The following is a 19,968-nucleotide window of genomic DNA, read 5'->3' as shown; positions in this document are numbered from 1 at the left end:
CTCTCCCACCTGCGATGACGTATCCGTAAATTTCCGGGCATGGTGCAGGACACACTGACAGTCGAGAAGCTACACCCCGGCGACCGGGAAGCCTGGGAAGAGCTGTTCCGCGGCTACATCGCCTTCTACGGCCGCGCCGAACCCCAGAGCATGTACGACAGGGCGTGGGCGGAGTTCCAGGAGGACACCCGCCTGCACGCCCTCGGCGCCCGCCTGGACGGCCGCCTGGTGGGGATCACCCATTTCCTGCTCCACGGCAGCACCTCTGCCCCCGACGCCCGGATCTGCTACCTCCAGGACCTCTTCACCGCCCCGGACGCCCGCGGCCACGGCGCCGGACGGGCCCTGATCGCGGCCGTGACCGGCTGGGCCGCCTCGCGCGGCTGCGCCCGCGTCTACTGGATGACGCAGGAGACGAACGCCACGGCCCGCCGCCTGTACGACCAGGTGGCCGACAATCCGGGTTTCATCAAGTACCAGATCGACCTGACCCTCCCCGGGTCATCCCGGGGAGAGTCATAGCGGACCTATCGGAGCACGAGGCTCCCCCAGCCGACGCCGCAGTGCGCCGGGGCCTCGGTGTTCTCGGTCAACGACATGGACACCACACGTCCTTCCCGTCATGGCTGACAAGACGGGATTCAACCGCCAGGCACATGCATGTCGCTTGCGAGATTCTTGTCAGTGGCCGAGACGCGTGGTCAGGTCCTTCAGCAGTCCGAGCGCGGCGTCGGCGATGACGGTGCCGGGCGGGAAGATCGCGGCGGCCCCGGCGGCCCGCAACTCGGCGAAGTCGCCCGGCGGGATGACGCCGCCCACCACGATCATGACGTCCTCCGCGTCCAGGCCGGCCAGCGCCCGGCGCAGCGCGGGCACCAGCGTGAGGTGGCCGGCGGCCAGCGAGGAGACGCCCACGATGTGCACGTCGGCCTCGACCGCCTGGCGGGCGACCTCCTCCGGCGTCTGGAACAGCGGGCCGACGTCCACGTCGAAGCCGAGGTCGGCGAAGGCGGTGGCGATCACCTTCTGGCCGCGGTCGTGGCCGTCCTGGCCCATCTTGGCGACGAGGATGCGCGGGCGGCGGCCTTCGGCGCGCTCGAAGTCGGCGCACGCCGCGCGCACGCGCTCGATGTCGGCCGCGGGCCCGGCCTCGTCTCGGTACACGCCGGAGATGGTACGCACCTGACCGGCGTGCCTGCCGTACACCTTCTCCAGCGCGTCGGAGATCTCGCCGACCGTGGCCTTGGCGCGGGCGGCGTCCACGGACAGCTTCAGCAGGTTCTGCTCCAGGCCGGGGTCCCGGGTGCCGTTCTGGGCGGCGTCGGCGGCCTTGGTCAGGGACTCCAGCGCCTGCCCTACCGCCTCGTCGTCGCGTTCGGCGCGCAGGCGGCGCAGTTTGTCGATCTGCTGGGCGCGCACGGCGCTGTTGTCGACCTTGAGGACGTCGACGGGCTCGTCGGCGCCGGGGCGGTACTTGTTGACGCCGATGACCGGCTGGCGGCCGGAGTCGATGCGGGCCTGGGCGCGGGCGGCGGCCTCCTCGATGCGCAGCTTGGGCAGCCCGGCGTCGATCGCCTTGGCCATGCCTCCGGCCTGCTCGACCTCCTGGATGTGCGACCAGGCGCGCTCGGCGAGGTCGTGGGTGAGGCGTTCGACGTAGTAGGAGCCGCCCCAGGGGTCGATGACGCGGGTGGTGCCCGATTCCTGCTGCAGGAGCAACTGGGTGTTGCGGGCGATGCGGGCGGAGAAGTCGCTGGGCAGGGCGAGGGCCTCGTCGAGGGCGTTGGTGTGCAGCGACTGGGTGTGGCCCTGGGTGGCGGCCATGGCTTCGACGCAGGTGCGCACGACGTTGTTGTAGACGTCCTGAGCGGTCAGGGACCAGCCGGAGGTCTGGGAGTGGGTGCGCAGCGAGAGTGACTTCGGATTCTTCGCACCGAATCCGGAGACGAGCTTCGACCACAGCAGGCGCGCGGCCCGGAGCTTGGCCACTTCCATGAAGAAGTTCATGCCGATGCACCAGAAGAACGACAACCGGGGCGCGAAGACGTCGATGTCCAGCCCGGCGCCGACGCCCGCGCGGAGGTACTCGACCCCGTCGGCCAGCGTGTAGGCCAGCTCCAGGTCGCACGTGGCCCCGGCTTCCTGGATGTGGTACCCAGAAATGCTGATGGAGTTGAATTTCGGCATCTTCTCGCTGGTATACGCGAAAATATCCGAAATAATCCGCATGGAGGGTGCCGGGGGATAAATGTAGGTGTTGCGGACCATGAACTCCTTGAGGATGTCGTTCTGAATGGTCCCGGCCAGGTGCTCCGGCGCCACCCCCTGCTCCTCGGCCGCCACGATGTACAACGCCAGGACCGGCAGCACCGCCCCGTTCATCGTCATCGACACCGACATGCGATCCAGCGGAATCCCCTCGAAAAGCTGACGCATGTCATAGATCGAGTCGATCGCCACCCCGGCCATGCCCACGTCACCGGCGACCCGCGGGTGATCGGAGTCGTACCCCCGGTGCGTGGCCAGGTCGAACGCGACCGACAGCCCCTTCTGCCCCGCCGCCAGGTTGCGCCGGTAGAAGGCGTTGGAGTCCTCGGCCGTGGAGAACCCCGCGTACTGGCGCACCGTCCACGGCTGATTGACGTACATCGTGGGATAAGGCCCCCGCAGGTACGGCGCCGCCCCCGGATACGTGCGGAGGAAGTCAAGCCCGTCCACGTCCGCGGCCGTGTAGAGCGGTTTGACCTCGATGCCCTCCGGCGTCTCCCACGCCTCCCCCTCGACCGCGTCCTGCGGTACGGCGGAGCCGCCCGCCAGCGGCACCGTGGTGAAGTCCGGAATGCTCATCGAGCCACCTCCAGGTCCTCGAAGGTCGTCCTGAGCACGGCCAGCGCGTCACACCCGGCGAACAGGCGCCCGTCCACGTGCTCGTACTCCCCCTTCCCCGCCAGCCAGACCCGTCTCGCCCCGGCCCGTTTCAGCGCGGCGGCCACGGCCTCGGCGTGCTCGCCGTACAGCCTGTCGGTCGAGCACAGGCAGGCCACGCGGGCCCCGCTGACGGCGAAGGCGGTCGCGATCTGCCCGGGATCCGTCCCCGGCCCCGCGCTCTCGGTGGCCAGCCCGCCGGCCTGGAACAGGTTGGCCGCGAAACTCGCCCGCGCCGTGTGCGCCGCGACCGGACCGATCGTGGCCAGGAACACCGTGGGGCGCTCCGGCTGCGCGTCGGCCAGATCCCGCAGCTCCTCGAAGGCGTCCGCGTAGTGGAGGTCCGGTCCCGGCCGGGCCGCCCGGGTGCTCCGCAGCGGCTCCTCCGCCAGGTTCGGGAACTCGCTCACCCCCGTGATCGGGAACCGCCGATGCGCGATGTCGCCGTCGCGCATCGCCCGCACCCGCGCGATCCCGGCCGCCACGACCTCCTCGCCGCCGCCGGGCAGCCCGCCGGCGGCCTCGATCTCCTGGAACCACGCCCACGCCGCCTCGGCCAGCTCCGCCGTACGCCGTTCCACGTACCACGAGCCGCCCGCCGGATCGGCCACCCTGGCCACCCCGGACTCCTCCATCAGCAGCGCGTGCGTGTTGCGCGCGATCCGCCGCCCGAACGCGTCCGGCGCCCCGAACCGCGCGTCGAACGGCTGCACGGTCACCGCGTCGGCCCCGCCCACCCCGGCGGCGAAGCAGGCCAGCGTGGTCCGCAGCATGTTCACCCACGGATCCCGCGCCGTCATCATGGCCGAGCTCGTCACCGCGTGCTGCAGCTGCCCCTTGGCCGGAGCACCGCACGCCTCGGCCACCCGCCGCCACGTCACCCGGGCCGCGCGCAGCTTCGCGATGGTCGCGAACTGATCGGCCGTCGCCGCGTACCGGAACTCGAGCTGGCCCAGCGCCTGCTCCACACTCAGCCCGGCCTCGGTCAGCACCCGCAGATGGGCCACCCCGAGCGCCAGCGAGCACCCGAGCTCCTGCGCGTCACCGGCCCCGGCATCGTGGTACGGCGTGGCGTCCACGACCACCGCCCGCAGCCCGGGATGCTCCCGCGCACACCGGGTGGCCAGCGCCGCGACGACCGCCGGCCCCGCCGCGCCCAGGGACGCCCCCAGATTCCCCCGCACGGACCCCTGACCCGCGGCGGCCGGCCCCAGCAGGACCTCCGCCGCGGCGGAAACCGACTCCCCCGCCTCCAGCACGACCGGCGCGAGGTCCAGGTAGACGTCCTTGAGCACCCGGGGCAGTTCCCCGGCCGGGATCCCGTCGTCACCGACGACCAGCCAGAGCGAGGTGACGCCGTTCTCCAGGTCGGCGAGCACCGCCTCCGGGTCGGCCACGGCGTGCCGCTGCCGCACGTCCCAGCCCCGCGCGCCCAGCGGCGGCCGGGGGCCGGCGGGCAGGTCGGCGGCGTCGTAGAGCGGCTGCAGCGTGAGCCCGTCGTAGGTGCGGCTGGTCAGCGCGTCGAACTCGAGCCCGGACCTGCTCAGCACCGCGACCGCCATCGCGTGCCAGTCGTCACGGGTGGTGGGGGGATACCCGGCTGCCAGTTTCATGTCTCGGATAGTAAGCGGAACCGAACCCCCGCAACGCCGCGGGGCACGGTTTGGCGGCTCCTCAGGGCAGGGGTGCCTCCCACGCCAGCCGCCAGGTGAGCGGCCCCACCACCCCGTCGTCCTCGATGCCCTGGTTGCGCTGGAACCGGCGGCACACGTCCCGCGACGCCGGCCCGTAGGCCCCGTCGACCTCGATCTCGAACGCGCGCGTCTTCATCTGCTCCTGCCACGTGCGCACGTCCTGCCCGGTCATCACCGGCGGATACTTCAGCAGCCGCCCGGGGAAGGGCGGTGCGGCAGGCGGATTGGGCGTGCCGCCCGGCCGTGGCGCGCCCCGCCGTACCCATGCGTAGAGGGGTTCACCCGGGCAGTCCGTGGCATAACCGTCGCGATGCCCCTTGACCTCCCGCCCCGCGTTGCCCTTGGCCCGCAGGTGCTCGATGGCGTCGACGATGCCGTGCAGCATGGCGTCCGGCGGCTGCACCAGCCCGGCGTTGCCGACGAGCCCGAGCACGGCGTAGTGGCCGGCGTTGAGCCCGGCGCCGTTGGCCGCGGGCAGGTGGTGCGGCCCTCGCCCTTCGAACACCTTCTGATGGGGGCATACGGCGTAGCTGTAGCCGATGTCCATCCACCCGTTGCCGTCCATGTGATGGTTCTGGATGGAGCGCACCAGCGCGACACAGCGGTCGTGGTCGGTGACCAGCGCGGGTTCGACGCGGCCGCCGGTGTAGTGGACCTTGACGCCGCGGGTGCGGTCGAGGTTGGTGTAGTCGCCGCGCGGCGGGCGGGCGTTCCACTCGCGGCGCAGGATGAGGTCGATGGCCACAGTCGCTCCCGGGTGCGGGGGATCACAAGGAGTTGACGACTGAGCGTAACGCGGGATGTGCGGACAGGTCCGGGAGTTGGGCCGATTGGCCTAAGGCTTGATCACGCGCTTCTCGGTGACGATGGCCGTGATGAGGTCGTGGGGGGTCACGTCGAAGGCGGGGTTGAGGGCCTGGGTGCCTTTGGGCGCCAGGCGCACGCCGCGGACGCGGGTCACCTCGGAGGGGTCGCGGTCCTCGATGGTGATCTTGTCGCCGTTGGGGGCGGACTCGTCGATGGTGGACTCGGGGGCGACGACGATGAAGGGGACGCCGGCGCGCTCGGCGCCGAGCGCCAGCGCGTACGAGCCGATCTTGTTGGCGACGTCGCCGTTGGCGGCGATCCGGTCGGCGCCGATGAGGACCGCGTCGATGCCGCCCCTGCCCAGCAGGTACGGCCCGGCCGAGTCGATGATCAGGCGGTGGGGGGCGCCCATGCGGGCCAGTTCCCAGGTGGTGAGGCGGGCGCCCTGGAGCAGGGGGCGGGTTTCCAGGGCCAGGACCTCTTCGAGGCGGCCGCGTTCGTGGAGGGTCTGCACGACGCCCAGGGCGGTGCCGCGTTCGACGCAGGCCAGGCCGCCGGTGTTGCAGACGGTCATGACGCGCACGCGTTCGCCTTCGAGGAGGGCGGCGCCGCGCTCGCCCATCGCGACGCAGGCGGCGATGTCGTCGTCGCGGATGCGCAGCGCGGCGGCCAGCGCCTGCTCGGGCGGGAGGGCGCTGACCTGGTCGACGGCCCAGGCGAGGTTGACGGCGGTGGGGCGGGCGGCGCGCAGGCGGGCGATCCGGGCGGCGTCGCCGCGGGCCAGGACGACGCCGAAGGCGCCGGCCACGCCGAGGGCGGGGGCGCCGCGCACGGCCAGGCGGCCGATGGCGCCGATCAGGGTGTCGACGTCGGTGATGCGGAGGGTGACGAGTTCGTCGGGGAGTTTGGTCTGGTCGACGAGCTCGATGGCGTCGTCCACCCAGTCGATGGTCCTCACCCTTCCCATTGTGACCGCTAGCGCTCCGAAAGCACGATCACGGAGTCGTGGGGGCCGAAGGAGATGCGCCGGGTCTTGTCGGGGTTCAGGACGATGCCGTAGTGCGGGGGCTTGTTGCGGGCGTAGGCCATGCGGTAGCCGATGGCGGTCTCGCCGCGGCGGCGGGCGGCCTCGACGACGGTGGGGAACCCGATCTCCTCGCCGGTCGTGACGTAGGCGGAGGCGGGGCGTGGGTAGATCTCGGAGCCGCGGGAGTCGAAGAGGTAGCCGAAGACGTCGGCGAGGTGCTGGTTCTCGGCGAGCTGGGCGAGGAGGAGGCCGATGACGGTGTCGCTGATGACGATGTCGTCGGCTTCGGTGACCTCGGCCAGGGCGCGGTTGTTCTCGTCGTGCATCTCGCTGACGATCGAGTAGTGCTCGCCGAGCTTGGTCTGCATGTCGCGCAGCTGCAGCAGCGTCATGAGGGTGCGGGTGTCGGCGTGGTGGGCCGGGTAGCGGTCGTCGGAGAGCACGATGACGTGCTGGAACAGGCCGAGCCCGAGTGCTTCGAGGGCGAAGCGGTCGGTGGTGTCGCAGTCCTTGACGTTGATCGTGAGGTTTTCCAGGCCGGACAGGCCGTTGCCGGCCTTGGGGTGGTCGGCGGCGATCTCCAGGACCGAGCCGGGGGCGACGTAGCCGTCGAGGTAGCGGACGATCTGCTCGGCGCGGCCGTTCCAGTTGAGCAGCAGGGTGCGCTCGGGGGCGTGCTTGGCGCGCTCGGCGGTGACGACGGCGGATTCGGTGATCGCGGGGGCGCCGGCGGCGGGCCAGATGGAGGAGTCGTCGTGGGCGATGACGATGACCTCGTCCCTGGGGCCGATGACGGTGTCCATGGGCGGGTTGAGCGCGATGCCGGCCTTGGTGCGCAGGCCGATGACGGTGGCGGAGTGGTAGCCGTGCAGGGCCTCGCCGTACGTCTTTCCGTCGAGCAGCCCGGCGGGGCGCAGGTAGATCTCGCCGCCGTCGAAGTTGAGCAGGTCCATGCAGACGACGGACATGCCGGACTGGCGGGAGGACTGGACGATGAGCCGGGAGGCGGTGTCGTCGGAGTCGACCAGGTGCACGAGGGGGCCGCCGGCCAGGCGGGCGGCGGCCATGTTGCGGCCGGAGGCGAGCGCGGCCACGACCGGCGGGTGGATGCCGGCGCGCTTGGCCAGGGCGAGCAGGATCTTGATGACGTGCGCGTCGGGGTCTTCGCCCTCGGGCGAGAGCACGACGACCGAGCGGGCGGCGGCGAGGTTCATGAGGACGAGGTCGCGCGGCTCGGTGGGGCGGCCGGTGCGGCAGACGACGCGGGTTCTGCCGAGGTCGCCGACGCGCTCGCGGATCTCCTCTTCCATGGCGAGCTTGTCCCGGTCCGCCAGGACGGCGATGACCGAGCCGCGCTGGCTGGCGTGGGCTTTGACGAGTTCGCCGATGATGGTGAACACCTGGTCGGACCAGCCGAGCACGACGGTGTGGCCGGATTCCGCGATGCGGGAGCGTCCGCGGCGCAGGCGCTCGACCTTCATCTTGACGCCGTTGGACAGCAGGCCGACGAGCAGGCTGACGATGAACAGGCCGCCGAGCGAGCCGGCGAACATGACCGCCATGTACCAGATGCTGCCCTTGTCGCTGGCGAGCTTGCCGGGGGTCAGGGCGTGCATGAGCGCGATCCAGAGCACGCCGCCCGGTCCGCCGGCGCCGTCTGGCTCGCCGGGGGCCAGCCAGAGCGTGAGGCCGGTGACGATCAGGATGAGGGCCAGCGATATCAGGGCCAGCCAGCCGATCAGCGACGCGGTGCCCTTGGACATGGTGTTGTCGAACCAGTACCGAGCCCGCTCGCGGAACGTCACCCTGGACACCCAGATACCTCCACCAATAAGGGGATATTTGCCAACGACACAAGGTACCTGGCGATCTGCCGTCGCGCATGCCGACCGGTAACGTAGCGGCCATGGTGAGCCCCCTGACAGCCGGTGATCCGGAGACTCTGGGCGATTATGCGCTGGATGCCCGTCTTGGCGAGGGCGGGCAGGGCATCGTGTACCTCGCCCGCACCCGCTCCGGGGACCAGGTCGCGGTCAAACTCCTCAGCGCCGGCGACGCCCACACCCGGGCCCGTCTGGCCCGCGAACTCGAGGCCATGGAGAGCATCGCCTCGTTCTGCACCGCCCGCGTCCTGGACGTCTCGCTGGACGGCGGCCGGCCGTACGTGGTGAGCGAGTTCGTGGACGGGCCCTCCCTCGCCGACCGCGTGAGCATGCGCGGGCCGCTGCGGGACGGCGAGCTCGAGCGCCTGATCGTCGGCACGGCCACCGCGCTGGCGGCCATTCACGCGGCCGGGATCGTGCACCGCGACTTCAAGCCCGCCAACGTGCTGCTGGGGCCCGACGGGCCGCGGGTGGTGGACTTCGGCATCGCCCGCGCGGAGGGCGCCGCGACCATGACCTCCGGGCTGATCGGCACCCCGGCGTACCTGTCGCCCGAGCAGATCCACGGCACCCCTGCCGCGCCCGCCTCGGACGTCTTCGCCTGGGGCGCCACGATGGTCTTCGCGGCCAACGGCGCGAGCCCGTTCGGGGCCGAGACGGTGCCGGCGGCCATGCAACGGGTGCTGACCCTCGAGCCCGACCTGTCGGCGCTGCCCGCGCGGCTGCGCGGGCCGATCGCGGCCGCCCTGTCGAAGGATCCCGCGCACCGCCCGACCGCCCGCGACCTGATGGTGGCCCTGGTGGATCCGAGCCCGGCCGCGGTGAACACCGCGGGGCCGTACGGCGGGCCGCCCCATCGGACGGGCCCGCAGCACTCGGCCCTGACCACCCAGAGCGCTCCGCGCAACCGCGGGCGGGGCGCGCTCCTCGGCGGCATCGCGGCCGTGGTGGCGCTGGCGGTGACCGGGGGCGCGCTGGTGCTGTTCAACCAGCGCCCGGACGACGTCAGGAGGCAGACCGCGACCACCACGCCGCCCAGCGTCGCCCAGACCCGGGAGGTCACCCAGCCGTCCACTCAGGCGCAGACCGGCCTGAAGATCCCGGAGGCGTTCGCGGGCACGTGGGCCGGTCACACGAAGTCGGAGAACCCGGCGGACACCAACGGGGCCGACAACACGATCGTGCTCAAGGCGGGCCAGGCCGCCGCCGCCTGGACCGAGACGGACCAGGCGGTCAGGTGCACGTCCCGGATCAGGCTCAGCGGCGTCGAGGACAGGCGCCTGACGTTCGCGCTGGAGAACATCAAGGGCGACTGCATGACGGGGACGATCTGGCTCGACCTCGACGGCGACGTCCTCAAGTACACCTGGCGCGACGTTCCCGGCTTCGGCCTCGACACCCAGACCGGCGACCTCAGGAAGAGGTGATCACACCAGCCGCCCGTCCCTGGCCACGACGCGCCCGCCCTTGACCACCAGCGAGCGCACCGGCCGCACGCACACCGCCTCGGCCGCCGTGCGCGCGGGAACGGCGGCGAAGTCCCCCGGGTCCCCGGGAGCGAACCCCGCGCGCCGCCCGGTCACCCGGGCCCCGCCCAGGGTGGCCGCCTCCAGCGCGATCTCGATCTCCTCGTCGCGCACGAACCGCCCGCGCTGGGCCAGGAACAACGCCCGCTCCAGCATGTCCCCGTCGCCGTAGGGGCTCCACAGGTCCCGCACCCCGTCATTGCCCGCCCCCACGGGCACCCCGGCCTCGCGCAGCGCCACGAGGGGCAGCGGCGCGGCCGCGGCGGGCGCGACGGTGGCCAGGCTCACCCCGGCCTCCGCCAGCCCCGCGATCACCCGCTCCTGCACGGCGGGCGCGGCCTCGCCGAGCGCGAACCCGTGGGAGATCGTCACCTTCCCCCGCATCCCGAGGGCCCGCGCCCGCTCGATGATCAGCTCGTACTGCCACACCCCCAGCGGCCCGCCGTCGTGCAGGTGGATGTCGACGCCGGCGCCGTGCTTGCCGGCCAGCCCGAACACCACGTCGAGATGCGCGACCGGATCGTTCTCCAGCCCGGCGGGGTCGATGCCGCCCACCAGGTCCGCGCCTTCGGCCAGCGCGGCGTCCATGAGCTCGGCGGTGCCCGGGGCGGTGAGCAGCCCGGCCTGGGGGAAGGCGACGAGGTCCACGGTGATCCGCCCGTCGAGCCTGGCCACGGCCTCGCGGACGGCGTGCACGGCGGCCAGTCCCATGGCGGTGTCGACGTCCACGTGGGTGCGGGCGTGCGTGGTGCCGCAGGCGACCATCTGCTGGAGCAGCGCGGTGATGTAGCCGGGGTTCGGCAGCCCGAGCGCGGGCCTGGCCTCGACGCCGTTGCGGATCTTGCCCTGGAGGCCGGGCCCGGCGTCGTGCGGCACCCAGGGACCGCCCCACAGGGTCTTGTCCACGTGGGCGTGCGCGTCCACGAACCCGGGCAGCAGCAGCCTGCCCCCGAGCCCTTCCACGGGCACGTCCCCGGCCTCGAGGCCGGGACCGACGGCGGCGACCCGGCCGGCGCGGATGAGCACGTCGGTCAGGGAGTCGCCGGCGGAGCCGGGGTGCCAGAGCAGGGCGTCACGGAGCAGCAGATCGGTCATGTCGGAAAGATTAGTGGTATACCGCTATTTCCAGCAAAATACTTCGACACTGGATGGCTCTGACCAGGATCATTGACCACATGTCCTCCGGCCTCCCTATGAATCTGTGGCTCGATGACGCCGACTCGGCGATCGACGTCATCGACGCTCTCGCGCTGTCACCGTTCGCCACCGGCACCCAGCCGTGGTCGCGCTCGGCCGACCTCGAGCGCGTCCGCCCCGACGCCGTCCTCCAGCCCGCCACCGGCCAGATCGTCCGCACCGCCAAGGTCGAGGACGGCTCTGAGTCGCGACTGGTCACCGGCGAGGGGTGGACGCTGCGCGTGGTCCGCCACCGCAACCGCACGGCCACCGTCTCGGTCACCGCCGTCAGCGAGGACCTCGCCCGCTCGGTGCTACGGGAGTGCACCGACGGGGCCGAGGAGCCCGAGCCGGCCGACGACCACACCCGGATGGGCTTCTGGTGGCGCGGCCCGCACGGCGGCCACCGCTCCGAGAAGCCCATCACCACGCAGTCGTGGTCCGAGATCGGCCGCAACTACTCCGGCACCGCCCGCACCTCCATCGACGCGCTCATGGCCATCACCCCGGCCGAGGTCAGCGGCCGGCTCATCCTGCTGCACGGCCCGCCGGGCACCGGCAAGACCACGCTGCTGCGCACGCTGGCCGGCCAGTGGCGCGAGTGGTGCCAGGTGGACTGCGTGCTCGACCCCGAGCACCTGTTCGCCGAGCCCGGCTACCTCATGGAGGTGGCGGTCGGCTACGACCACGAGGAGGACGAGGGCAACCCCCGCTGGCGCCTGCTGGTCCTGGAGGACTGCGACGAGCTCATCCGCTCCGGCGCCAAGGAGGTGACGGGCCAGGGCCTGTCGCGCCTGCTCAACCTCACCGACGGCCTGCTCGGCCAGGGCCGCGACGTGCTGGTCGCCATCACCACCAACGAGGACCTCGCCCGCCTGCACCCCGCGGTGGTACGGCCCGGCCGCTGCCTGGCCCAGATCGAGGTGGGCGCGCTGTCGCACGCCGAGGCGGCGGCCTGGATGGGCTCGCCCGCGGGCCTGGGCCCGGAGGGGGCGACGCTGGCCGAGCTGTATGCCAAGCGCAACGGCGCCGCCCTCGCCCCGGCCGCCGTCCGCGAGCCCATCGGCCCCTACCTCTAGGCCGCCAGCAGCCGGGTCAGCACGCGGGTGCCGAACTCCAGGCCCTCCACCGGCACCCGCTCGTCCTTGCCGTGGAACATGCCGAAGTAGTTCAGATCCGGCCGCAGCATGAGCGGGGCGAAGCCGTAGCCGTCGATGCCGATCCTGGCGAACGACTTGGCGTCGGTGCCCCCGCTCATCACGTACGGGACGGGCCGGGCCACGGGGTCCTCGGCGAGCAGCGCCGCGGCCATCTCGTCGAAGAACGGCGCGGGGTACGGCGCCGCCGGCGCGTCCTCCAGGTTGACGAACTCCCGGGCCACCTTGGGCCCGAGGAGGTCGTCGATCGTGGCCAGGAACTCCTCCTGCAGCCCCGGCAGGTAGCGCCCGTCCACGTGGGCCGAGGCCGTGGAGGGGACCACGTTCACCTTGTAGCCGGCCTCCAGCATGGTCGGGTTGGCGGAGTTGCGGATCTGGCCGGCGAACAGGGTGCCGAGGGCGCCGAGCCGTACCGCCTCCTCGTCGAGCCGGTCCAGGTCGATCGGCTGCCCGGTGATCTCCGACAGCGCCTGGACGAGCGCGGCGACGGACGGCGTGAGCCGTACCGGCCATTGATGCGAGGCGACCCTGGACAGTGCGTGGACCAGCGTCGCGACCGGGTTGTCGACCGCGGGCCTGGAGCCGTGGCCGGCCACGCCGCGGGCGGTCAGCTTCATCCAGGCGGTGCCGCGCTCGCCGACGGAGATCGGGTAGACGCGCTCGTCGCCGGCCGGGACGCTGTAGCCGCCGGACTCGCTGATGGCCTGGGTGACGCCGTCGAACAGCTCCCGGTGGGCGGTGACGGCGTGGCGGGAGCCGTACTCGCCGGTGGCCTCCTCGTCGGCCAGGAAGGCCAGCACGAGGTCGCGCCTGGGCCGCTGCCCCCGGGCGGCCATGCCGAGCACGGTGGCCAGCGTCATCGCGCAGGAGCCCTTCATGTCCACGGCGCCGCGGCCGTACACGCAGCCGTCGGTGATCTCGCCGGAGAAGGGGTGCATGCGCCATTCGGCGGGGTCGGCGGGGACGACGTCGAGGTGGCCGTGGACGAGCAGGGCGTCGGCCGAGTCGCCGTCGATGCGGGCCACGACGGTGGTGCGCCGGGGCGCCGGCTCGAAGACGGCCGGTTCGATGCCGGCGTCGGCCAGCAGGGTCGCGACGTACTCGGCGGCGGGGCGCTCCCCCTTGCCCGGGTTGGTGGTGTCGAATCTGATCAGATCCGAGCAGATCTCGGCGACGCTCTTCACTTGGCCCCCCGGAGTTCGATCGCGGCGACGTCCGGCGTCTCGACCCCGAACAGCCTGCCGTAGAAGGCCAGCTCGGCCTCGAGCGCCGCGACGATAGTCTCCTCCCGGCGCCAGCCGTGCTGCTCACCCTCGAAGGTGAGCAAGGCCCACTCTTTGCCATGCTTGTCCAGTTCGGCGACGAAGCGCTCGGCCTGGCCCACGTCCACGATCCTGTCCTCCAGTCCGTGCAGCATCAGGCACGGGCCCGACGCGCGATCGGCGTGCAGCAGCGGGGAGCGCTCGCGGTAGCGCTGCTCGGTCTCCGGCAGCGGCCCGATGAGCCCGTCGAGGTAGCGGGACTCGAAGTCGTGCGTCTCGGCCGCCCATCCCGCCGGGTCGGTGATCGCGTAGTGGGCGACGCCGCCGGCGAAGACGTCGCTGTGCACGAGCGCGGCCACGGTCGTCCAGCCGCCCGCGCTGCCGCCCCTGATCGCGATCCGCCCGGCGTCGGCCAGGCCCTGCTCCACCAGGCCGCGGGCGACCTTGGCGCAGTCGTGCACGTCCACGACGCCCCACTGGTGCCGCAGCCGTTCCCGGTAGGCCCTGCCGTACCCGGTGGAGCCCCCGTAGTTGACCACGGCCACGCCGAGCCCGCGCGAGGTGAAGTAGGCGATCTCCAGGTCGAGCATGAGCGGGTGCGCGCCGGTCGGCCCGCCGTGCACGAAGACCACGTACGGCGCGGGCCGCTCGCGCGGCGGGTACACGTGCGCGTGCACGCCCTCGATCACGGTGACGCGGGGGGCGGGCAGCAGCTCGCGCGGCGGCAGCGGCTTGGGCGCCGAGACCACGGTGTGCGCGCCGTCGGCCAGGCTGACCGCCGTCACCTCCATCGGCGTGTACGGCGAGGCCGCCACCCCGGCCGCGATCCCGCCGGCGGCGGAGACCGACGCGGTCCAGTGGGTGGCCGCGCCGCCCAGATCGCGGATCTCCCCGGTGGCCGGATCGAGCAGCCCGAGCCGCCGGTCGTCGGCGGTGCCGTAGACGGCCGCCACCCGCTCCCCCGCGAACGCGAACCAGGTGGCGCCCGGTTTCCACACGGCGTTGCCGAACTCCAGCTCCAGCGGCGTCAGGTTGCGCCGCCGGACGCCGTCGCGGCCGATCTCGTGCAGGTTCCACCAGCCGGTGGGGTCGGTGACGGCGTAGAGGGTGTCCGGGTCGCGCCATTCGGCCTGCACGACCGATTCGTCCGCGCCGCCGGCGATCACCCGGTACGGCCCGGCCACGCCCTCGGCGTCGAGCTCGGCCACGCACAGCTCGGTGCCGTCCCAGGGCATCTGGGGATGCTCCCAGCCGATCCAGGAGACGTGCCGCCCGCCGGGTGAGAGCCGGGCGTTCATGAGGAAGTGGTGGGCCTTGAGCACGACCCTCGGCTCGCCGCCGGTCAGGGGGACGGCCACCAGGTCGCGGGCGGCCCCATGGGTCTCCCTGACGGCCCACACCTCCTCCCGGCCGGGCGGCGCGTACAGGTCGCCGTAGTGCCACGGGCCCTCGGGGGTCAGCGGGACCGGGTCCGTGCCCGGGTTCACGAGGTAGAGGCGCTGGTCGGCCCAGTGGGTGAACACCAGCGCGCCGCCGGGCAGCGGGCGCCAGGACCGCCCGCCGTACTCGATCAGCCGGTTGCGCGCGTTCCACCCCGGGGGCAGGACGTCGCGGCGCGAGCCGTCCGGCAGGCGGCGCACCACGCAGCGGCGCCCGCCCTCCCGCGGGCGGGGCTCGTCCCACCACACCTCGGCGCCGTCCGGCGTCTCGACCGCTTCGACCCATTGGGCGCCGCCGTCGGTTCTGGCCACGTCTGTCGCGCTGATGCTCATTCACTCACCAATTGCCGTCGGATGGGGGAAGCCGGTGCCCGGGCGGGTGCAGGATGTAGACGATGCCGGCGCTGCCCGAGCTGCGCAGCCACACGTTCTCGAATGCTGCCCGCGGATAGACCTTCCGCACCTGCGGGTCGGCGGGGTCGTTGGCCACGATGTCGCCTCCGGCGGTGAACCCGGCCACGACCATGAGGTGGCCGCCGGTGGAGAAGCCGGAGCCGGGCAGCTCGTGTTCCTTGAACGACAGCGACGTCACGACCGGGACGCCCGCCCTGACCAGGCGTTCCAGCTCCACGGCCGAATGGAGCCTGGTGACCAGGCCGTCGAGGCCGTAGCGGCCGGCGTAGGCGACGTTGAAGGGCCAGTTGCCGGTGCCCTGGTAGCTGCGGTCGTAGGTGCCGCGGGCGGCGTGGTCGACGGCCGGGCAGGGGTCGTCCGGCGCCACCCAGGCCAGTTCCGCGGGGCCGGGGCCGCGGCCCCAGTACGCCAGGACCATGGCGACCGAGACGGGGCTGCACCAGTGGGCGCCGCCGCCGTCCCATTCGGGGTGGTGGCCGGTGTGCGCGCGCTGGGAGTAGCGGGGGACGTCGAGGGTCACCGGCTCGGCGGAGCTCGCGGGGCTGGGCGGCACGCTGGGGCGGTGCGGGACGGCCGAGGCCATCAGGCCCAGCGACCTGACGCGGGCGCCGGCGCCGTGCGCGGCCGCGCGCACCCGGCAGGCGGTGACCGGAGTCTTGGCCACGAAGGTGTCCACGGCCACGTCGCCGTGCTCGTCTCCCTGGCCGGGCACGGAGGCGCGGCCCGGCTCCTCCGACCAGCGGCCCATCACGTACCACTTGGTCAGCTCGCCCGTGGCCAGCCTGGCCTGGAGGGAGACCTCGATCCACGTGCCCTCGGGCGCGTCGGCGGTCCAGGAGGGCACCAGTTCGGTGGCGGCGAAGCCCAGCTCGACGAGGGTGTCGTGGCCGGGGGTGAGCCTGGTGTAGGAGACGGGCACCGACACCATTGTGGTTTCGTGCCGCTTGTCGCACATCGGATGGTTTACGTACTGCGGAGGGTTCCGACCCAGGCAGTCAGCATCTCCACCACGTCGGTGAAGGAAAGCCCGGCCTCCGCCTCCGCCTCCGGGCGGTGGGCCGTCGCCCGGCCCAGCCAGCGCTCGATCTCGCTGTGCCCGGCCACGACCGCGATCGTCTGCCGCCAGGCGCGTTCGGCGTCGTGCGGGCTCAGCCCGGCGGCGGTGAAGAAGGCGCGCATCGCCTCGTTGCCGCGCCGGGTGTTCTCGTGCTCGTCGAGGGCTGTGGTCTCGGCCAGGCGCAGCGCGGCGGGATGGCGCCGGTAGAGGCCGAGCAGGGTGTGGCAGAGGGTGCCCAGGCTCGCCCGCCAGTCGCCCGGGTCCAGCTCGGGCAGGGTCCAGGCGGCCTGGAGCTGACCGGCGGCCAGCCGTACGGCGTCGTCGCGGTCGGCCACGTACTTGTACAGCGCGCGCGGCGTGACCTGCAGGTGCGCGGCGAGGGCGCGCATCGTGAGCTCGGCGTCGCCGAGGTCGAGGACGGCCCGCCCGATCGCCTCGCGCGTGAGCGTGGGCCGCCCCTTGCGGAACTCGGGCCGTTTCCTGGTGCGCTCCATCGCGGGCAGCCTATCAGCCTTGAAGTTCACACATGTGGACTTTAATGTTCAGGTAAGCCTTACCTAAGGAGTTGTCCCTTGGCCGTCCTGATCATGACGATCGCCGCGACCGCGCTGCTCGTCATCGACATCACGATCGTCTCCATCGCCCTGCCGGCCATCCAGGCCGACCTGGGCGGCAGCCTGGCCGCCACGCAGTGGATCATCATCGGCTACACCGTCACCTTCGGCGCCCTGCAGCAACCGGCCGCCGCGCTGTCGGACCGCCTCGGCCGGCGCACGATGTTCACCGCCGGCATCACCGTGTTCACGCTCTCCTCGCTGGCCTGCGGCATGGCCCCGACCGCCCTGGCGCTGGACCTCGCCCGCCTGGCCCAGGGCGCCGGGGCCGCGCTGATCATGGCCAATGCGCTGCCGATGCTCGCCCAGACCTACGAGGGCCAGCGCCGCAACATGGCCATCGCCGTCTGGGGCACCACCCTGGGCGCCGCCGGAGCCGCCGCCCCGGTCATCGGCGGGCTGCTGCTGGCGGTCGCGGACTGGCGGGCGTTGTTCCTGGTCAACGTCCCGGTCGGGGTGGCCGCGCTGGTGCTGTGCCGGCGCGTGCTGCCCGCCGACGCCGCCCGCGGCCGGGCACCGATCGACTGGCTCGGCGCCGGCCTGCTCGTGCTGCTGCTCACCGCGGCCAACCTCGGCCTCACCCTCGGCCAGTGGTGGTACGGCGCCGCCGCCGCGATCCTGCTGGCCGCCTTCCTCGCCGCCGAACGCCGGGCCGAGGCGCCCGTGCTCGACCTGTCGTTGTTCCGCATCCCGACGTTCGTGGCCGCCTCCCTGCTGGCCTTCGTCTCCCGCGTGGCCACGATCGGCAGCTCGGTCTACTACGTGCTGTCCTTCGAGCGGCAGCTCGGCCTGACCCCGCTGGCCACCGGCCTGCTGCTGAGCGCGATCCTCATCCCCCAGCTGCTGACCGGCCTGGCGGCGGGCCGGCTGCAGGCCCGCTTCTCCCCCTCGGTCCTCATCGCCGCCGGCTCGGCCGTCCTGGCGGCGGGCGGCGTCCACCTGGCGCTGGCCTTCTCCTCCACCGCCTCCGCCCCCGGCTTCCTGCCCGGCCTCATCCTGTGGGGCGTCGGCGGCGGGCTGGCGGCCACCCCGAAGACCACGCTCGCGGTCAACGTCGTGGAGAAGGAGCGCGCCGGGATGGCCTCGGGCATGGTCAACACCATGCTGGCGATCGGCGCCGCCGCCGGAGTCGGCCTGCTGAGCCTGCCGTACACCGCGGGCGGCACCTCGCTGGTCATGTACACCGCCTCGGGGCTGGCGGTGCTGACCGCGGTCATCGCGCTGGTCCTGGTCCGCCAGAAGGACCTGGTCACCGGGGCGCCCGCCTGACGGCTCAGATCCAGCCCAGTTCCTTGGCCTTGGCGCCCGCCTGGAACCTGTTGGCCACCTGGAGCCGCTCCAGGACCTCGGCCACGCGCCGCCGGTAGCTGCGCAGGCTGACGCCCAGCTCGCGGGCGGCCACCTCGTCCTTGTCCGTCGCCAGCAGCAGGTGCAGCACCTGCCGCTCCACCGCCGACAGCGGATCGGCGGGCGGCTCCAGGTCGGCCGAGGCCGCCCACGTCTGCTCGAACAGGTGCACCAGCGTCGCCACCACCCCCGGCTGGCGGATGATGAAGGCCCCGGAGCCGGCCCGGTCCGGCTCGGTCGGCACGAAGGCCACCTCACGGTCCAGGATGACCATCCGCTGCAGGGGCGCGGGGTTGCTCCGGTGCAGGTCGCCCGCGCGGTGCAGGGCCGTGCAGTAGGCCAGCACCATGGGGTCGCGCAGGCACTCCAGCCCGATCACGGTGCGCCACCGCACCCCGTCCTGCAGCCTGGCCAGCGCCCGCGGCAGCTGCTCGCCCGGCTTCGGCGGGCGCCGGACCGGATGGATGCTCAGCGCCTCGCGCGCCTGCAGGGCGAGCGAGTCGACGCGCTGGCCGACCTGGTCCTGATCGTCGACACGCTCGATCGTCTCGACCTGCTCGGCCCGCGCCGCCGCCTGCAGCCGGGCCAGATCCTGCCAGGCCGAGGCCAGATGCCGCATCTCGGAGAACGTGTCGCTGATGCGCCGCTTGACCAGCTCGCTGAGCGCCGTCTCCGGGTCGGTCACCACCAGCCCGCCGTCGCGCTCGGTGACCAGCCCGAGCTCGGCCAGCCTGGCCACCGCCGCGGCGTCCTCGACCGGCGCCGACGGGTCCGCCAGCAGCGACCGGTAGACCCGCGCGTCACCCTCCGCGATGCCCAGTTGCCCCAGACTCACCACGACCGCGACACCCCCTCAGAGATGGCGACCACCTTACGGCGTCCGGGCTCTAGGAGAACTGGGTCCTGGGCCGCTCCTCCAGCTTCTCGTCCACGTAGACGTCGAGCTTCTCGTTGTAGAAGGCGATGAGCCCGGCGACGCGCTCGCTCTCCGGCAGCGGCGTCCGGTAGGACCAGGCGAGATCGGCCCGCCCGTTGACCGTCCAGTACTCGGCCGTCCCCTTGTACGGGCATCGGGTGGCCGTGTCGGTGGACTCCAGCAGGTCAATGCGCACGTCGGTCTTCGGCAGGTAGTACCGCGCCGGCAGCCCGGTCTCGAACAGGATCATCGCGTGCGTGGAGTCGGCCACGGTGACGCCGTCCACCTCGACCCGGATCCGCCGCGAGCTGGGCAGGATGTCGACGCGGGTGTAGGGGTCACGCGCGTGCACGTACACCTCCTCGTCCTCCTCGAACCAGGCGTCCATCGCGCTCCACTCGAGACGCACGTGCCCGCGCAGCTCCTCGATCGGCGAGTCCGGATAGGTCAGCGCCGCCTCCGCCGCCGTCCTGCCGCCCGCGCCGACCGTGTGCACGACGCCCTCGCCCCGGCTGGGCGAGTGGCTGGTCGCCCCCGTGGCCGTGAGCGTGGCGGTGACGTCGGCCAGGGGCAGGTAGTACGTCGGGTAGTGAGGGCTCTCCCAGACCAGCAGGGCCCGGGTGGTGTCGGCGACCGGATGCCCGCCCAGGTAGGCGCGCACCCGCTTGGCCGTCGGCTCAACTCGCAACCGGCTCTTCATGGCTGGCCCAACCCGGCCCGCCCA

The 19,968-nt window shown here is 72.7% G+C and carries 16 protein-coding genes; 4 read left to right on the top strand and 12 right to left on the bottom strand.

The window, feature by feature from the left end:
- Positions 1-39: 39 nt before the first annotated feature.
- Complete coding sequence (locus FVE25_RS05060) at positions 40-522, top strand: GNAT family N-acetyltransferase (RefSeq protein ID WP_157245166.1); 483 nt, start codon at positions 40-42, stop codon at positions 520-522.
- Between the two features lie 159 nt (positions 523-681).
- On the opposite strand, the gene scpA is transcribed toward FVE25_RS05060, so the two are convergent.
- The 5 genes from scpA to FVE25_RS05035 form a co-directional block, all read right to left on the bottom strand.
- Positions 682-2,847: a methylmalonyl-CoA mutase gene (gene scpA, locus FVE25_RS05055; RefSeq protein WP_157245165.1), complete on the bottom strand. Its 2,166-nt coding sequence runs from the start codon at positions 2,845-2,847 to the stop codon at positions 682-684.
- Positions 2,844-4,538 (bottom strand): methylmalonyl-CoA mutase subunit beta, encoded by a 1,695-nt coding sequence (locus FVE25_RS05050; RefSeq protein ID WP_157245164.1) that lies wholly within the window; start codon positions 4,536-4,538, stop codon positions 2,844-2,846. The genes scpA and FVE25_RS05050 overlap by 4 nt, the downstream gene beginning before the upstream one ends.
- Before the next feature lie 61 nt (positions 4,539-4,599).
- Complete coding sequence (locus tag FVE25_RS05045; protein WP_157245163.1) at positions 4,600-5,364, bottom strand: peptidoglycan recognition protein family protein; 765 nt, start codon at positions 5,362-5,364, stop codon at positions 4,600-4,602.
- Between the two features lie 90 nt (positions 5,365-5,454).
- Positions 5,455-6,393 carry an S-methyl-5-thioribose-1-phosphate isomerase gene (gene mtnA / locus FVE25_RS05040; protein ID WP_246266620.1) on the bottom strand — a complete coding sequence of 313 codons (939 nt, stop codon included), beginning with the start codon at positions 6,391-6,393 and terminating at the stop codon, positions 5,455-5,457.
- 8 nt (positions 6,394-6,401) lie between these two features.
- Positions 6,402-8,267: a CASTOR/POLLUX-related putative ion channel gene (locus FVE25_RS05035; protein WP_157245161.1), complete on the bottom strand. Its 1,866-nt coding sequence runs from the start codon at positions 8,265-8,267 to the stop codon at positions 6,402-6,404.
- Between the two features lie 92 nt (positions 8,268-8,359).
- Here FVE25_RS05035 and FVE25_RS05030 point away from each other — a divergent pair, with 92 nt between their 5' ends.
- Positions 8,360-9,763, top strand: coding sequence for a serine/threonine-protein kinase (locus tag FVE25_RS05030; RefSeq protein WP_157245160.1), 1,404 nt, complete (start codon positions 8,360-8,362; stop codon positions 9,761-9,763).
- Here the strand turns inward: FVE25_RS05030 and FVE25_RS05025 are convergent, their stop codons facing one another.
- Entirely contained in the window at positions 9,764-10,957 is a 1,194-nt protein-coding gene (locus tag FVE25_RS05025; protein ID WP_157245159.1) for an amidohydrolase, read from the bottom strand.
- Positions 10,958-11,037: 80 nt separating this feature from the next.
- Here FVE25_RS05025 and FVE25_RS05020 point away from each other — a divergent pair, with 80 nt between their 5' ends.
- On the top strand, positions 11,038-12,117 hold the full coding sequence (locus FVE25_RS05020) for a DUF5925 domain-containing protein (protein ID WP_157245158.1): 1,080 nt from the start codon (positions 11,038-11,040) through the stop codon (positions 12,115-12,117).
- On the opposite strand, the gene FVE25_RS05015 is transcribed toward FVE25_RS05020, so the two are convergent.
- The 4 genes from FVE25_RS05015 to FVE25_RS05000 are packed head-to-tail and all read right to left on the bottom strand — an operon-like array spanning position 12,114 to position 16,861.
- Positions 12,114-13,379, bottom strand: coding sequence for a M20/M25/M40 family metallo-hydrolase (locus tag FVE25_RS05015; protein WP_157245157.1), 1,266 nt, complete (start codon positions 13,377-13,379; stop codon positions 12,114-12,116). The genes FVE25_RS05020 and FVE25_RS05015 overlap by 4 nt on opposite strands.
- On the bottom strand, positions 13,376-15,229 hold the full coding sequence (locus FVE25_RS05010; protein WP_181019445.1) for a prolyl oligopeptidase family serine peptidase: 1,854 nt from the start codon (positions 15,227-15,229) through the stop codon (positions 13,376-13,378). Before FVE25_RS05010 ends, FVE25_RS05015 begins: the two co-directional genes overlap by 4 nt.
- Positions 15,230-15,233: 4 nt before the next feature.
- A complete protein-coding gene (locus FVE25_RS05005; RefSeq protein ID WP_246266618.1) occupies positions 15,234-16,229 on the bottom strand; it encodes a C39 family peptidase in 996 nt (331 codons plus the stop codon).
- Between the two features lie 44 nt (positions 16,230-16,273).
- Entirely contained in the window at positions 16,274-16,861 is a 588-nt protein-coding gene (locus tag FVE25_RS05000; RefSeq protein ID WP_157245155.1) for a TetR/AcrR family transcriptional regulator, read from the bottom strand.
- A 78-nt stretch (positions 16,862-16,939) separates the two neighbouring features.
- On the opposite strand from FVE25_RS05000, the gene FVE25_RS04995 reads away from it, so the two are divergent.
- Positions 16,940-18,250, top strand: a complete 1,311-nt coding sequence (locus FVE25_RS04995; RefSeq protein WP_219825303.1) for an MFS transporter — start codon at positions 16,940-16,942, stop codon at positions 18,248-18,250.
- Positions 18,251-18,254: 4 nt separating this feature from the next.
- Here the strand turns inward: FVE25_RS04995 and FVE25_RS04990 are convergent, their stop codons facing one another.
- On the bottom strand, positions 18,255-19,166 hold the full coding sequence (locus tag FVE25_RS04990; RefSeq protein WP_157245154.1) for a helix-turn-helix domain-containing protein: 912 nt from the start codon (positions 19,164-19,166) through the stop codon (positions 18,255-18,257).
- Between the two features lie 49 nt (positions 19,167-19,215).
- Positions 19,216-19,932 carry a DUF427 domain-containing protein gene (locus FVE25_RS04985; protein WP_219825302.1) on the bottom strand — a complete coding sequence of 239 codons (717 nt, stop codon included), beginning with the start codon at positions 19,930-19,932 and terminating at the stop codon, positions 19,216-19,218.
- Positions 19,933-19,968: the final 36 nt, after the last annotated feature.

The sequence above is a fragment of the Nonomuraea typhae genome (assembly GCF_009760925.1).
Taxonomy (GTDB): domain Bacteria; phylum Actinomycetota; class Actinomycetes; order Streptosporangiales; family Streptosporangiaceae; genus Nonomuraea; species Nonomuraea typhae.
Note: the sequence above shows the minus strand (reverse complement) of the source record. Positions and strands in the feature narration are given on the sequence as shown.

What these genes read in the sequence shown, in the direction of transcription:
- scpA (WP_157245165.1), bottom strand. Translation starts at nt 2,847, where the DNA reads ATGAGCATTCCGGACTTCACCACGGTGCCGCTGGCGGGCGGCTCCGCC.
- FVE25_RS05020 (WP_157245158.1), top strand. Translation starts at nt 11,038, where the DNA reads ATGTCCTCCGGCCTCCCTATGAATCTGTGGCTCGATGACGCCGACTCG.
- FVE25_RS05030 (WP_157245160.1), top strand. Translation starts at nt 8,360, where the DNA reads ATGGTGAGCCCCCTGACAGCCGGTGATCCGGAGACTCTGGGCGATTAT.
- FVE25_RS05060 (WP_157245166.1), top strand. Translation starts at nt 40, where the DNA reads ATGGTGCAGGACACACTGACAGTCGAGAAGCTACACCCCGGCGACCGG.
- FVE25_RS05010 (WP_181019445.1), bottom strand. Translation starts at nt 15,229, where the DNA reads ATGAGCATCAGCGCGACAGACGTGGCCAGAACCGACGGCGGCGCCCAA.
- mtnA (WP_246266620.1), bottom strand. Translation starts at nt 6,393, where the DNA reads ATGGGAAGGGTGAGGACCATCGACTGGGTGGACGACGCCATCGAGCTC.
- FVE25_RS05050 (WP_157245164.1), bottom strand. Translation starts at nt 4,538, where the DNA reads ATGAAACTGGCAGCCGGGTATCCCCCCACCACCCGTGACGACTGGCAC.
- FVE25_RS05025 (WP_157245159.1), bottom strand. Translation starts at nt 10,957, where the DNA reads ATGACCGATCTGCTGCTCCGTGACGCCCTGCTCTGGCACCCCGGCTCC.
- FVE25_RS05000 (WP_157245155.1), bottom strand. Translation starts at nt 16,861, where the DNA reads ATGGAGCGCACCAGGAAACGGCCCGAGTTCCGCAAGGGGCGGCCCACG.